At 62.2% G+C, this 14,116-nt stretch carries 11 protein-coding genes and 1 tRNA gene; all 12 read left to right on the top strand.

What is annotated here, in order from left to right:
• Positions 1-2 precede the first annotated feature (2 nt).
• Positions 3-1,076 (top strand): histidinol-phosphate transaminase, encoded by a 1,074-nt coding sequence (hisC, locus tag AC6LJW_RS02310; protein ID WP_427985420.1) that lies wholly within the window; start codon positions 3-5, stop codon positions 1,074-1,076.
• Between the two features lie 156 nt (positions 1,077-1,232).
• Entirely contained in the window at positions 1,233-1,469 is a 237-nt protein-coding gene (hfq, locus tag AC6LJW_RS02305; RefSeq protein ID WP_006218585.1) for an RNA chaperone Hfq, read from the top strand.
• An 84-nt stretch (positions 1,470-1,553) separates the two neighbouring features.
• The gene (gene hflX / locus AC6LJW_RS02300; protein WP_498086414.1) at positions 1,554-2,660 is read left to right on the top strand and encodes a GTPase HflX; all 1,107 of its coding nucleotides are present in this window, start codon (positions 1,554-1,556) and stop codon (positions 2,658-2,660) included.
• Entirely contained in the window at positions 2,626-3,924 is a 1,299-nt protein-coding gene (gene hflK, locus AC6LJW_RS02295) for an FtsH protease activity modulator HflK (protein WP_056571417.1), read from the top strand. The genes hflX and hflK overlap by 35 nt, the downstream gene beginning before the upstream one ends.
• A gap of 18 nt (positions 3,925-3,942) precedes the next feature.
• Entirely contained in the window at positions 3,943-4,845 is a 903-nt protein-coding gene (gene hflC / locus AC6LJW_RS02290) for a protease modulator HflC (RefSeq protein ID WP_056571414.1), read from the top strand.
• A gap of 266 nt (positions 4,846-5,111) precedes the next feature.
• A complete protein-coding gene (locus AC6LJW_RS02285; protein WP_498086447.1) occupies positions 5,112-6,269 on the top strand; it encodes an ATP phosphoribosyltransferase regulatory subunit in 1,158 nt (385 codons plus the stop codon).
• A 76-nt stretch (positions 6,270-6,345) separates the two neighbouring features.
• The gene (locus tag AC6LJW_RS02280; protein WP_056571408.1) at positions 6,346-7,641 is read left to right on the top strand and encodes an adenylosuccinate synthase; all 1,296 of its coding nucleotides are present in this window, start codon (positions 6,346-6,348) and stop codon (positions 7,639-7,641) included.
• Between the two features lie 81 nt (positions 7,642-7,722).
• Entirely contained in the window at positions 7,723-8,265 is a 543-nt protein-coding gene (locus tag AC6LJW_RS02275) for a phosphoribosyltransferase (protein WP_056571405.1), read from the top strand.
• A gap of 338 nt (positions 8,266-8,603) precedes the next feature.
• Positions 8,604-8,816 (top strand): 30S ribosomal protein S21, encoded by a 213-nt coding sequence (rpsU, locus tag AC6LJW_RS02270; RefSeq protein ID WP_006218592.1) that lies wholly within the window; start codon positions 8,604-8,606, stop codon positions 8,814-8,816.
• 19 nt (positions 8,817-8,835) lie between these two features.
• Positions 8,836-10,920: a DNA primase gene (dnaG, locus tag AC6LJW_RS02265; protein WP_498086412.1), complete on the top strand. Its 2,085-nt coding sequence runs from the start codon at positions 8,836-8,838 to the stop codon at positions 10,918-10,920.
• A 791-nt stretch (positions 10,921-11,711) separates the two neighbouring features.
• Positions 11,712-13,979: an RNA polymerase sigma factor RpoD gene (gene rpoD / locus AC6LJW_RS02260; protein WP_056571399.1), complete on the top strand. Its 2,268-nt coding sequence runs from the start codon at positions 11,712-11,714 to the stop codon at positions 13,977-13,979.
• A 7-nt stretch (positions 13,980-13,986) separates the two neighbouring features.
• Positions 13,987-14,065, top strand: a tRNA-Ile gene (locus AC6LJW_RS02255).
• The last annotated feature ends 51 nt before the right edge of the window (positions 14,066-14,116 follow it).

The raw sequence follows: 14,116 nt of genomic DNA, 5'->3' as shown, positions 1-14,116 counted from the left end.
CCATGAGCCGTTTCTGGAGTCCCGTTGTCGGGACGCTTAGTCCGTATGTGCCGGGCGAGCAGCCCAAGCTTCAGAACCTGGTCAAGCTGAACACCAACGAGCATCCTTACGGGCCGTCGCCCAAGGTGCTCGATGCGATCCGCGCGGCCTGCGACGACACGCTCAAGCTTTATCCGGACCCGTCCTCGGACCGCTTGCGCGAGGCCATCGCCGCAGCAGTCGGCGCGCAGCCGCAGCAGGTCTTTGTCGGCAATGGCTCCGACGAGGTCCTGGCGCATGCGTTCCTTGCGCTGCTCAAGCATGACCGTCCGCTGCGTTTTCCGGACATCACGTACAGCTTCTATCCGGTGTATTGCGGCCTGTACGGCATCGCGTTCGAAACGATGCCGCTCACCGCGGATTTCCGCATCGACGTCGAAGACTACCTGCCGGCGCGTCACGGCCAGGCAGGCGCCATCATCTTCCCGAACCCCAATGCGCCCACCGGCCGCGCGCTCAGCGCCGCCGAGGTCGAACGCATCGTGGCCGGCAATCCGGACACGGTCGTCGTCGTGGATGAGGCATACGTGGATTTCGGCGCTGAGTCGGTAATCCCCCTGGTCTCGCGGTACGACAACCTGCTGGTGGTGCAGACGCTTTCCAAGTCGCGATCGCTGGCCGGTTTGCGGGTGGGCTTCGCTGTAGGCAGCGCCGCGCTCATCGACGGACTCGAGCGGGTAAAGAACAGTTTCAACTCCTACCCCATCGACCGGCTGGCATCCGTCGGCGCAGTGGCGGCCCTTGAGGATACGGAGTATTTTGAGCAGACCCGCAATGCCGTGATCGAAACCCGGTCGCGCATGACGGCAGGGTTGGAGGCGCTAGGCTTCGAGGTGCTCCCGTCGGCGGCGAACTTCGTGTTCGCGCGCCATCAGGCGAAAGACGCCGCGATGCTCGCCACCGCCTTGCGCGAGCGCAGCATCATCGTGCGCCATTTCCGGCATGCGCGGATCGACCAGTTCCTGCGCATTACGGTGGGTACCGAAGGCCAATGCGATCAGCTTCTGCAAGCGCTCGAGAAGATCCTGCAGGCTTGATTTCAGAGGCTTTTCAGCTGGAAAACTCTGGTCTCATTTTTGCTTCCTGGCCAAGTAGCACGGGCCGGGAAAACCCTGTAGAGTACGTGTTTCGGCGTGCTCCACCAGTACAAAAAGCGCGTCATCATTCAATAACAAACAAATGGAGCCTGGCCAATGAGCAATAAAGGGCAAACTCTGCAAGATCCGTTCCTCAACACGCTGCGCAAGGATCATGTGCCCGTGTCGATCTACCTGGTGAACGGCATCAAGCTTCAAGGGCAAATCGAATCCTTCGACCAATACGTGGTGCTGCTGCGCAATACGGTCACCCAGATGGTCTACAAGCACGCCATCTCGACTGTCGTTCCCGCGCGTGCCGTCAATTTTCAAGTGGAAGTCCCTGCTGAGTAATCTCGCTCCAGCTTTACCTTTTATTGCCCGCCAGACGGTTCCCGTCGGCGGGCATTTTCGCTTTGGCTCGAATATGGTGCATGTATGCGTGCTCTGATCATCAGTGTGGATCTCGGTGATCCGGACTTCACGGCACATGCCGAGGAATTCGCCATGCTGGCCAAGGGCGCGGGCGCCGAAATCGTCGGCACCCTGACGGCCCGCCGCGATCGGCCCGACGCCAAATTCTTCATCGGCTCCGGAAAGGCCGACGAAGGCGTCGCGATGGCGCAAGCGTTGCTTGCCGATATCATCCTTTTCGACCAGCCCCTGTCGCCGGCCCAGCAGCGCAACCTCGAACGCGCCTTCAACCTGCGCGTCGTCGATCGCGTTGCGCTCATCCTGGACATCTTTGCGCTGCGCGCAAAGAGCCACGAAGGCAAGCTGCAGGTCGAGCTGGCTCAGCTCCAGCATCTGGCCACACGCCTCACGCGCATGTGGAGCCACTTGGAGCGCCAGCGTGGCGGTATCGGGATGCGCGGCCCGGGCGAATCCCAGCTCGAAATGGACCGCCGGATGATCGGCGTGAAGGTCAAGACGCTGCGCGAGCGGCTCGACAAGGTCGAACGCCAGCGCATTACTCAGCGTCGTGCCCGCGCGCGGGGCGGCGCGCTGTCGGTTTCCCTGGTGGGCTATACCAACGCCGGCAAGTCGACGCTGTTCAATGCCTTGACGCGGGCCGATGCCTACGCCGCCGACCAGCTCTTCGCCACGCTGGATACGACGACGCGCCGCATCTGGATCGAAGGCGCCGGATCGGTGGTGGTGTCAGACACTGTGGGCTTCATCCGCGACCTGCCTCACAACCTGATCGCCGCCTTCCGGGCCACGCTCGAAGAAACCGTGCATGCCGATCTGCTCCTGCATGTGGTGGACTCGGCCAGCCCGCAGCGGGATGAGCAGATTTTCGAAGTGAACAGGGTCCTCGCCGAAATAGGCGCTGCCGCGATTCCCACCATTCTGGTATACAACAAGATCGACCGGGCGGGCCTGGAACCGCGGGTGGAGCGCGACGCACATGGTACGATTGCGCGAGTATTTGTAAGCGCCACCGAGCGCGCCGGTTTGGATGCGTTGCGCGGGGCAATTGCGGAGACCGGACAGATTGTGGGAAACAATGCCGCGAATTATCAAACTCTTCAATCTGAATGACCCCGGCTGGGGTCGTGGAAACAACAACGGCTCCGAGCCGCCGCCTAAGCGGCCCCAAGGCAATGGAGACGGCCCTCCTGACCTGGACGAGGTCTGGCGCGATTTCAATAATCGCATCGGGAACCTGTTCGGGCGCAAGGGCGGTGGCGGCAACAACCGTCCCGGCAACCGTGGCGGCATGACGCCGCCATCCCCGCGTGGCACACGCATCGGCCTGGGCGTCATCGCCCTGGTCGCGGCGGGCATCTGGCTGGCCAGCGGCTTCTACATCGTGCAGGAAGGCCAGGTCGCGGTCGTGACCCAGTTTGGCAAGTACAAGAGCACGTCGCAGGCCGGTTTCCAGTGGCGCATGCCTTATCCCATCCAAAGCCATGAAATCGTCAACGTGTCGCAACTGCGCACGTTCGAAGTCGGTTTCCGTGGCGGCGCGCGCAACAAGGTCCTGCCTGAAGCGCTGATGCTCACGACGGACGAGAACATCGTCGATATGCAGTTCGTCGTCCAGTACCGCCTGAAGGCGGACGGCGCGCCCGACTATCTCTTCAAGACGCGCGACCCGGACGAGTCCGTGCGCCAGGCATCTGAAACCGCCATGCGCGAAGTCGTGGGCAAGCAGTCGATGGACTTCGTGCTGTACGAAGGCCGTACGACCGTGGCTTCCCAAGTCCAGGCGCTGATGCAGCAGATCCTCGATCGCTACCTGACGGGCGTGCAGATCAGCACCGTCGCCATCCAGAACGTTCAGCCGCCCGAGCAGGTGCAGGCCGCGTTCGACGACGCCGTCAAGGCCGGTCAGGATCGTGAGCGCCAGATCAACGAAGGCCAGGCTTACGCCAATCAGGTCGTGCCGCTGGCCAGCGGTCAGGCATCGCGCATGACGGAGCAGGCAGAAGGCTACAAGGCCAAGGTCGTGGGCGATGCGCAAGGTAATACCTCGCGCTTTACCAGCATCCTGGGCGAATACGAGAAGTCGCCGCAGGTCATGCGCCAGCGCATGTACCTGGACAGCATGCAGGAAATCTTCACCCGCGCCAGCAAGGTCATGGTCGACACCAAGAGCAACAACAACATGTTGTATTTGCCCCTGGACAAGATCATGCATCTGGCGGCTCAGGACGCAGGCAAGTCGAACATCGGCAGCTCCGGCTCGCCGGTGACCAACCCGCCTGTCCAGCAGCCCTCGCGCGGTACGGCCGCGCCGGTGCCGCAGCCTTCCGGCAGCAGCAATAGCAACACGCTGCCCCGCGACCGTATGTCGCGCTAATCCGGAGGAGTCCTGAACATGAATCGTCTTATGCCCATCCTGGTCGGCCTGCTCATCGTGCTGGCCCTCCTTTCCTCCAGCGTTTTCGTGGTGCGCGAGCGCGACTATGCCTTGGTGTTCTCGCTGGGTGAAGTCCGTCGCGTCATCAGCGATCCGGGCCTGTATTTCAAGGTTCCGCCGCCTTTCCAGAACGTCGTCACGCTCGACAAGCGCATTCTGACCATCGAAACCAACGAAGCCGAGCGCATCCAGACTTCCGAAAAGAAGAACCTGCTGATCGACTCCTACGTCAAGTGGCGCATTGCGGATCCCCGCCTGTTCTACGTGACGTTCGGCGGCAACGAGCGCGCGGCGCAAGAACGCCTGCAAGCTCAGATCCGCGACGCCCTGAACGCATCGGTCAACGTGCGTACGGTGCGCGACGTGGTCTCCACCGAACGCGACAAGATCATGACGGAAATCCTGACCAACGTCGCCAAGCGGGCTGAGCCTTTGGGCGTGCAGATCGTTGACGTGCGTCTGCGCCGTATCGAGTTCGCGCCGGAAATTTCCGAGTCGGTGTACCGCCGCATGGAAGCCGAGCGTACCCGCGTCGCGAACGAGTTGCGCTCCATCGGCGCCGCCGAAGGCGAGAAGATCCGCGCCGAAGCCGACCGCCAACGCGAGGTCATCGTGGCTCAGGCTTATGCCAAGGCTCAGGGCGTCATGGGTGAGGGCGATGCTGCCGCGGCGGCCATCTACGCCCAGGCCTATGGCAAGAACCCGGACTTCTACACGTACTACAAGAGCCTGGAAGCCTATCGTGCCTCGTTCTCGAAGCCGGGCGACGTGCTGGTCGTGGACCCCAGCTCCAGCTTCTTCCAGTTCATGAAGGATCCGGCGGGCGCGGCCCTGGCGCCGGTCACCGTGCCGGCCAAGTGATCCACCGCGGCTAGCACGAACGAAAAGCCTCTCGGGTTCCCGAGGGGCTTTTCTGCTTCTGGCGGGACGATTCCTGCCGGGTATCGGGGACGCGGTCGAGCCGCCCGGCACGCCTGTGCCGCGGGTGGCGCTCGCCGCTGAACCATGTACAATACCGCGTAAGCTAGAAAACATTCCGCAGCGGCTGAGCGGGCTTACGCCCCTCAGCCGCTTTTCGTTTGGGCGACGCCCACGCATCACTTGGCGTTATTCAGGTAAACACATTCATGGGTAACTGGCTGCTGCCCGAAAGCCTTGCCGACGTACTTCCGGCAGAGGCCCGGCGCATCGAGGAACTGCGCCGCGAACTTCTCGATCTCTACCGTACATACGGGTTCGAGCTGGTCGCGCCGCCCCTGGTCGAGTACATCGATTCATTGCTGTCGGGCACCGGCAGCGATCTGGATCTGCGCACCTGCAAGCTGATCGATCAGCTTTCGGGCCGCACGCTGGGCGTGCGCGCGGACATGACTCCCCAGGTCACGCGTATCGACGCGCACTTGCTGAACCGCGCGGGCGTTACTCGCCTGTGTTACTGCGGCAATGTGCTGCATGCGCGTCCTTCGGACTTGCTGTCCAGCCGCGAACTGCTGCAGATCGGCGCTGAAATCTACGGCCATGCCGGATTCGAAGCCGACCTCGAAATCATTCAGCTCGTGCTGGAAACGGTGGCAATCGCTGGCGTTCGCAATCCGCGTCTGGATCTCTGTCACCCCGGCGTGCTGCGCGCCATCCTGAAATCGGACCCGGCGGCGGCTGAGCTGGCGCAGGACGCCATCCGGCTGATGCGCGACAAAGATGTACCCGGGCTGGGCGAACTGGCGGCGCGCGCGCCCGGCATTCGTCCGGAAACGCTGAAGGCGCTGCAGTTGCTGCCCACGTTGTACGGCGGCCCGGATGTGCTGAAGATCGCCCGACGCGACCTGCCGGCGTTGCCGGGCATCGCCCAGGCGCTCGACGCCCTGCAGGCGGTGGTCGACGCCATGCCCAACGTGTCGTTCAGTGTGGACCTGGCCGATGTCGGTGGTTACGCTTACCACTCGGGTGTCAAGTTCGCGCTGTACGCCGAGGGCTGGCACGATGCATTGGTCAGCGGTGGTCGCTACGACGACGTCAGCCACGCATTCGGGCGGTCGCGTCCGGCGACGGGCTTCAGTCTTGATTTACGCAAGCTGGCGGCGGGATTGCCGCCGGCGGAAAGGGCGCGAGCGGTTCGCGCGCCCTGGGGGCAGGCCCCCGCTCTGACCGAGGCGGTTCGCCGCTTGCGCCGGTCAGGGGAAATCGTCGTTCAGGTATTGCCCGGTCACGAGCAGGATCAGGACGAATTCGTTTGCGATCGCGAGCTGGCGCTGCAGGATGGCGTCTGGACGGTCAAAACGCTGTGACTAACTCCCTCTCGGAAACGAGAGGGCCGCGGGGAGATTTCCGGATTTCCCGAGAAACTCGAAATTGATTCGTATCATGAGCAAGAACGTAGTCGTAATCGGCACTCAATGGGGTGACGAGGGCAAGGGCAAGATCGTCGATTGGCTGGCGGAATCCGTCCAGGGTGTGGTCCGCTTCCAAGGCGGTCACAATGCCGGCCATACGCTGTGGATCAATGGCAAGAAGACGATTCTTCGCCTGATCCCGTCGGGCATCATGCACCCCGGTGTCACCTGCTTCATCGGCAATGGCGTCGTGCTGTCCCCGGAGGCCCTGCTCAAGGAAATCGAAGAGCTGGAAGCCGCCGGCCTGGACGTGCGCTCGCGCCTGCAGATCTCCGAGATCTGCCCGCTGATCCTCCCTTATCACGTTGCCATCGACAAGGCGCGCGAAGCGCGCAAGGGCGAAGGCAAGATCGGCACGACCGGCCGCGGCATCGGCCCGGCCTACGAAGACAAGGTCGCCCGCCGCGCTCTGCGCGTGCAAGACCTCTTCAATCCTGCGCTGTTCGACGAAAAGCTCGCCGAAGTGCTGGATTACCATAACTTCGTGCTGACCAAGTACCTGGGCGCTGAAGCCGTCTCGGCCAACGAAGTGCGCGATCAAGCCATGGCGCTCGCGCCGGCCATCGCCCCGATGGTCAAGGATGTCTCCAGCAACCTGTACGCCATGCAGCAGGAAGGCAAGCGCCTCCTGTTCGAAGGTGCGCAAGGCGCGCTGCTGGACGTCGATCACGGCACGTACCCGTTCGTCACCAGCAGCAACTGCGTGGCGGGCGCGGCCTCGGCTGGCGCCGGCGTCGGTCCCCAGCAGCTGGATTACGTCCTGGGCATCACCAAGGCGTACACCACGCGCGTTGGCTCGGGCCCGTTCCCGACGGAACTGGTCGACGAGATCGGCACGCGCCTGGCGACCATCGGCAAGGAATTCGGTTCGGTCACGGGCCGTCCGCGCCGCTGCGGCTGGTTCGACGGCGCCGCGCTGAAGCGCTCGGTCCGCCTGAACGGCATTTCCGGCCTGTGCATCACCAAGCTGGACGTGCTGGACGGCCTGGAAACCATCCAGTTGGGCGTCGGTTACCGCGTCAACGGTGAATTCCGCGACGTGCTGCCCTATGGCGCGCACGCCGTGGCCCAGGCGCAACCCGTCCTGGAAGAGCTGCCCGGCTGGAGCGAGTCCACCGTCGGCATCACCGAATACGCCAAGCTGCCCGCCGCAGCGCGCCGCTATCTTGAGCGCGTGGCGGAAGTCTGCGGTGTGCCGATCGACCTGGTGTCTACCGGTCCGGACCGCAACGAGACCATTGTTTTGCGTCATCCCCTGAAGGGCTGACATCGGGTTATTATTCCCAAGGCCGCCGCCGGTCATCCGGGCGGTGGCCTTTTCGTATTTTTGTGCAGGAGATGCTTGCCTATGAGCACGCCGACCAGTGACGATAGCCACCTGTGGGTAACGTGGGACGATTACAACCGCTTGATCGAGCGCCTTACCTTGCAGGTGCACCAGTCGGGCTGGAAATTTGACAAGATTCTGTGCCTGGCACGCGGCGGCATGCGTGTGGGCGACGTCATGTCGCGTATTTTTGACGTGCCGCTGGGCATTCTTGCCACCAGCAGCTATCGCGAGGCGGCCGGCACCAAGCAAGGCGACATGGACATCGCCCAGTTCATCACCATCACCCGCGGCACGCTGTCCGGCCGGGTGTTGCTGGTGGACGACATGGTTGATACCGGCAAGACGTTCAACAAGGTCTTCGATCACCTGAAGAGCCAGTTCGCCGACATCACCGAATTGCGCAGTGCCGTGCTGTGGTGGAAGGGGCATTCGCAGGCGACGCCCGACTACTACGTCGAGAAGCTGCCCACGAATCCCTGGATTCACCAGCCGTTCGAAGACTACGACAGCTTGCGTCCCCATCAGTTGGAAGCCTGGATCCGCAAGGGTTCCCAGAGCTGATCGCAGTCGGGGCAGGGGCGGGGTGCTGGGCGCAGTCGGGCTCTGGCAGTAGTCAAACCGTCCTTGACCATGCTAGAATCGCTGGTTATCGCTAAACCGAACTTGGCTTGTTACTCTCTGGGTAGTCTTTGGGTAACGGAAACAGCCAGCTCAAACCCGGGTGAACGCATGCCCGGGTTGCGCTTTCAAGGTTCACAGTTCGCGGTACTTGCCTATTGGTGGTTTGCAGGTCTTATCGCCAAAGGCCGTCTTCGCGTACCTGGGCCGCGCAGCGTTGCTGGAAAAGCAAGCCAGGTTTGTCATCAACTTTGTTACCCTACAAGCAGGCCAATTACTTTATGCCTATCGTTCGACTGAAGGAAAACGAACCGTTTGAAGCCGCTCTGCGCCGCTTCAAGCGCACCATCGAAAAGACCGGTTTGCTCACCGAACTGCGCTCGCGCGAGTTCTACGAGAAGCCCACCGCCGAGCGCAAGCGCAAGCATGCTGCCGCCGTGAAGCGCCACTACAAGCGCATCCGTAGCCAACAACTGCCCCCGCGCCTGTATTGATTTCTGATTCCCGAATCTATTGATTCCAGAATCATTCATCCAGGATTTGCTCGCCCGAGTCGACGTCGTCGACGTTGTCGGGCGATATGTGCAGTTGCGAAAGGGTGGGGCCAACTTGCTTGGCCTGTGCCCCTTTCATAACGAAAAAAGCCCGTCGTTTACTGTCAGCCCCACCAAGCAGTTCTATCACTGCTTCGGATGTGGTGCACACGGCAGCGCCATCACCTTCCTGATGGAACACACGGGCGCCAGTTTCCCCGACGCCGTGCGCACGCTCGCGGCGTCGGTGGGAATGACGGTCCCCGAAGAAAACCGCAGTCCCCGCCAGCAGCAGGAATCCGCGCGCCGCAAGGCCGAGGAGTCCCGGCACACGCAGGTGCTCGACGCGGCCCAAGCCCACTACCTGAAACAGTTGCGCGCATCGCCCGCCGCCGTCCGCTATTTGAAGCAGCGCGGCCTGACGGGCGAAATTGCCGCACATTTTGGTTTGGGCTGGTCCGGCACGGACCGCCATGGCCTGTCCCAGGTATTTCCCAACTACGAAGACCCCACGCTGGTGGAGTCTGGACTCGTCATCGAATCCGAAGACGGACGCCGCTACGATCGTTTCCGCGAACGGGTGATGTTCCCGATCCGCAACGCGCGCGGCAGCCTCATCGGGTTTGGCGGCCGGATCATCGGCAAAGGCGAACCCAAGTACCTGAATTCGCCCGAGACGCCCCTGTTTTCAAAAGGGCAGGAGCTCTACGGTCTGTGGGAGGCGCGCCTGGCCATCCGCCAGGAAGGCCAGGTCATCGTCGTCGAAGGCTACATGGACGTCGTCGGGCTGGCGCAGCAGGGCATCGCCAATGCCGTCGCCACGCTGGGCACCGCCACCACCCCGGATCACGTCAAGAAGCTGCTGCGGTCCAGCGACAAGGTCATCTTCAGTTTCGATGGCGACAAGGCGGGGCGGCGTGCTGCCTGGCGCGCGCTGCAGGCCTGTCTGCCGGTGCTCAGGGACGATATCGCGATTCGCTTCCTGTTCCTTCCGGCCGAGCATGATCCCGATTCGTACGTGCGCGAGTTGGGCGCCGAAGCGTTCCGCGCGTGCCTGGGCGACGCCGTGGCGCTGTCCCGGTTTCTCCTGGACGAGCTGGCGTCGCATCACAACATGAACGAAGCCGAGGGCCGCGCCAGTTGCCTTCACGAGGCCAAGCCGCTGCTGGCGGCGATTCCCGAATGTGCGCTGCGCGTGCAGATCGAACGGGAAATGGCCAAGCTGGTTCAACTGACGCCCGAGGAAATGGCGCAGGTCCTGGCGCAGCAACCCGCCAAACCGTTCGCGCCGGGTCCGCGGCCGGCGTCTAGCGCGGGCGAAGCGGGAATCGCTTCAGGCGGAGAGCCGGGTCATGACGGCGGTCCGCCCGACATGGGCTACGACTACGGCAACCACGATTTCAGCGACATTCCCGCAGACGAGTCAGACGTCTCCGATTACGGCCAGTATGCCTCGCTCGGCGACGAGCCTGGTGGGGGCGCGGCCGGTTGGCAATCCAGCGGCGGCAAGCAGGAATGGAAAGGCAAAAGCGACTGGAAAGGAAAGGGCGACTGGAAGGGCAAGGGCGACTGGAAAGGTGGCAAGGGCAACTGGAAGGGCCGGCGCGACAATGACGTCGGCGGCTTCGAGGGGCGCCGCACCATGCCCTCCCTGGCCAAGCGTCTGTTGAGCCTGCTGCTCGCCCATCCCGAGCTGGTTGATTCCATGGGCGACCAGCAGCTTGAAGTCATCGACCATGGCCCCCATCTAGGATTGGTAAGGGACCTGATCATGCTTGCGCAATCCAGCGGTGCGCGCCACGTTGGCGCCTTGCTGGAGGCGGCAGAGCCGGACTCTGACCTTGCCACTGTCTTGAAAGGGCTGCGGGCAGACATGCTCGCGCAGGAAGACCTGCCCGATCCCCAGACGGAATGGGACGATGCCCTGCGGAGAATAGAGTTCGACTCGGCGAGAACAGAAATGGCCAAGCTTGCGGCTGCGGGACTTGCCTCGGAAGAGGCGCGCAAACGCTATCTTGAGCTGTCTAGCCGGATGACGGTCTTGAAAGGTGCTGGGTTGCGCTAAATACGCTAAAATCAAAGGTTTTCCGCGTATGCGAGGTGCCGTATACGGTACCTTCGCGGCTAGTGGAGCCCGAGCACAGGCAGCACTAGTGGCTTGGCAGGCGGCACTAATGGCTTGGCAGGCAGCACTAATGGCTTGCCGCCATTGCCAGTTGTACCCCGACTGTTGCATGATCGACAAAGATTCGAGTTCGGTATGGGGTTGATTGTTAGCCGTACCGAAACAGAGGCAATGCAGCAGTGATGCCGCAGTAGCAGGAAAGTGAAATGTAGTTTTGGCATCGGAATCTATTTCGGATGCCGGAATCTAATAAATATTGTGCCAAATTGACGAGAGCGGCTTGCTGCTCGGGCACCCGGTAATTGAGATTCAAAAAACCGGGACGCGTGCGTCAAGATTGTTACATAGTTAATTAATATAGCTGAGCGGTGGATCAAAAGCAGTTCAGCGGCGGTCATTCCGCGTGGCGTTAGTGGTTCGGGTGCTGTGTATACCTAGCTGCTTGGGGCAATGGCCCGATAAGCGAGCAAAGCCTATTTATAGGCAGGCAGCCCCCCCAACGTCCGGAACCCGCCGATGAATGAGTCATGCACGTCTTGCGCCAGAACGGTTACGCACCAAGTACGGCGTCAGAAGGGCTCGCAAGGGCCGGTGCTGCGAACAACGCAGCCGCGTGAACTCTGCCGATCCACCAGATTTACCCGTATTCCATGCCGCACCGGGTCCGTATCCGGCGCGGCGTTATGCGGTGCAACATGCCCAAACGGGTTGCGACGACCACGGAAGCGACTATGACCAAATCCACCGGCAAATCCTCCTCTGCACTTGATGCGGCCGAAACTCAGGCTGTGGCGGCCAAGCGCGCCGTCAGCATGGCCGCTGAAAAAGCGCCCGCCAAGACGGCGGTGAAGGTCGCCAAGCCCGCTGCCAAGACGGCCGCCAAAAAGGCAGCCAAGACGGCTGTCGCCGCGGACAAGCCTGAAAAGGTGACGAAGGCCCGCGCCAAGAAGGCCGAAGACAAGCTTGCCGACCTGGTCGGCAGCGCGCGCCCCGTGCCCAGCGGTCGCCGTCCGGGCCGCCCCGCCAAGAACGCCAACAACGACTCCGACGGTTTCGACGATACGATGGACGGCGAAGGCGAAGTCCTGCCCGACCTGAAGCCGCCGAAGCGCGGCGGCAAGCGCGGCAAGGCCGATCCCAAGGATCTGATCGCCCGCGGTCCCGTCACGCCGGAAGAATACGAAGCGCGCCGCAATCGCCTGAAGCAGCTCATCAAGCTGGGCAAGGACCGCGGCTACCTGACGTACGGCGAAATCAACGACCATCTGCCTGACGACCTGGTCGACGCGGAAGCCATCGACGGCATCATCAGCACCTTCAGCGACATGGGTATCGCGGTCTATGACCAGGCCCCCGACGCCGAAACGCTGCTGATGAGCGAGAACGCGCCGGTTGCGTCCAACGACGACGACGTCGAAGACGAAGCCGAAGCCGCGCTCACCACCGTGGACTCCGATTTCGGCCGCACCACCGACCCCGTCCGCATGTACATGCGCGAAATGGGCTCGGTCGAGCTGCTGACCCGCGAAGGCGAAATCGAAATCGCCAAGCGCATCGAAGACGGCCTGAAGCACATGGTCATGGCCATCTCGGCCTGCCCGACCACCATCAACGAAATCCTGGCCCATATCACACGTGTGCGTGAAGGGCAGGCGCAGATCGACGAAGTCGTCGACGGCCTGGTCGATCCGGAAGACGGCGAAGAGTACGCCGGCGCCGGTGTCACCGCGGACGAAGACGAAAGCGACGACGGCCCCGCTGGCGGCATGTCCAGCAAGCAGCTGGAAGACCTGCGCGTCAAGGCGCTGGCCAAGTTCGACGAAGTGAACAAGCAGTTCGACAAGATGCGCCTGTCGTACGAGAAGGACGGCTACAAGTCGGACATCTACGTGCGCGCCCAGGAATCCATCCAGAACGAACTGATGGGCATCCGCTTCACCGCCAAGATGGTGGAAAAGCTGGCCGACACACTGCGCAACCAGGTCGAAGAAGTCCGTCAGCTCGAGCGCGCTGTCCTGCACACGTGTGTGGACCGTGCCGGCATGCCGCGCCTGCACTTCATCAAGGTGTTCCCCGGCAACGAAACGAACCTGCAGTGGGTCGTCGACGAAGTGGCCGCTGGCCATCCGTACGCCGAAACGCTGGAGCGCCAAATCCCGGCCGTGCAGGAACTGCAGCAAAAGCTGATCGACCTGCAAACGCGCGTCGTGCTGCCGCTGAAGGACCTGAAGGACGTCAACAAGCGCATGGCCACCGGCGAAGCCAAGGCCCGCAAGGCCAAGCGCGAAATGACCGAGGCCAACTTGCGTCTGGTGATCTCGATCGCCAAAAAGTACACGAACCGTGGCCTGCAGTTCCTGGACCTGATCCAGGAAGGCAACATCGGTCTGATGAAGGCCGTGGACAAGTTCGAATACCGTCGCGGCTACAAGTTCTCGACCTACGCAACGTGGTGGATCCGTCAGGCCATTACGCGTTCCATCGCCGACCAGGCGCGTACCATCCGTATCCCGGTTCACATGATCGAAACGATCAACAAGATGAACCGCATCAGCCGCCAGATCCTGCAGGAAACCGGCGCTGAGCCGGATCCCGCGACCTTGGCGCAGAAGATGGACATGCCCGAGGACAAGATCCGCAAGATCCTGAAGATCGCCAAGGAACCGATCTCCATGGAAACGCCCATCGGTGACGACGACGATTCGCACCTGGGCGATTTCATCGAAGACACGTCCACGCTGGCGCCTTCCGACGCGGCGCTGCACGGTTCCATGCGTGATGTGGTCAAGGAAGTGCTAGACTCTCTGACCCCGCGTGAAGCCAAGGTTCTGCGCATGCGTTTCGGCATCGAAATGAGCACGGACCAGACCCTGGAAGAAGTGGGCAAGCAGTTCGACGTCACGCGTGAGCGCATCCGCCAAATAGAGGCTAAAGCGCTGCGCAAGCTGCGTCACCCCAGCCGGGCCGACAAGCTGAAGAGCTTCCTGGAAGGGCAGTAAATTTCCTGGGCCTCTAGCTCATGCCTGGTTAGAGCAGCGGACTCATAATCCGTTGGTGCCGAGTTCGACTCTCGGGGGGCCTACCAAGAAATACGCGGGTCTCGGAGCAATCCGAGGCCCGTTTTCTTTTCCGCAAT

This window comes from Achromobacter sp. 1012554356, assembly GCF_059760815.1.
Note: the sequence above shows the minus strand (reverse complement) of the source record. Positions and strands in the feature narration are given on the sequence as shown.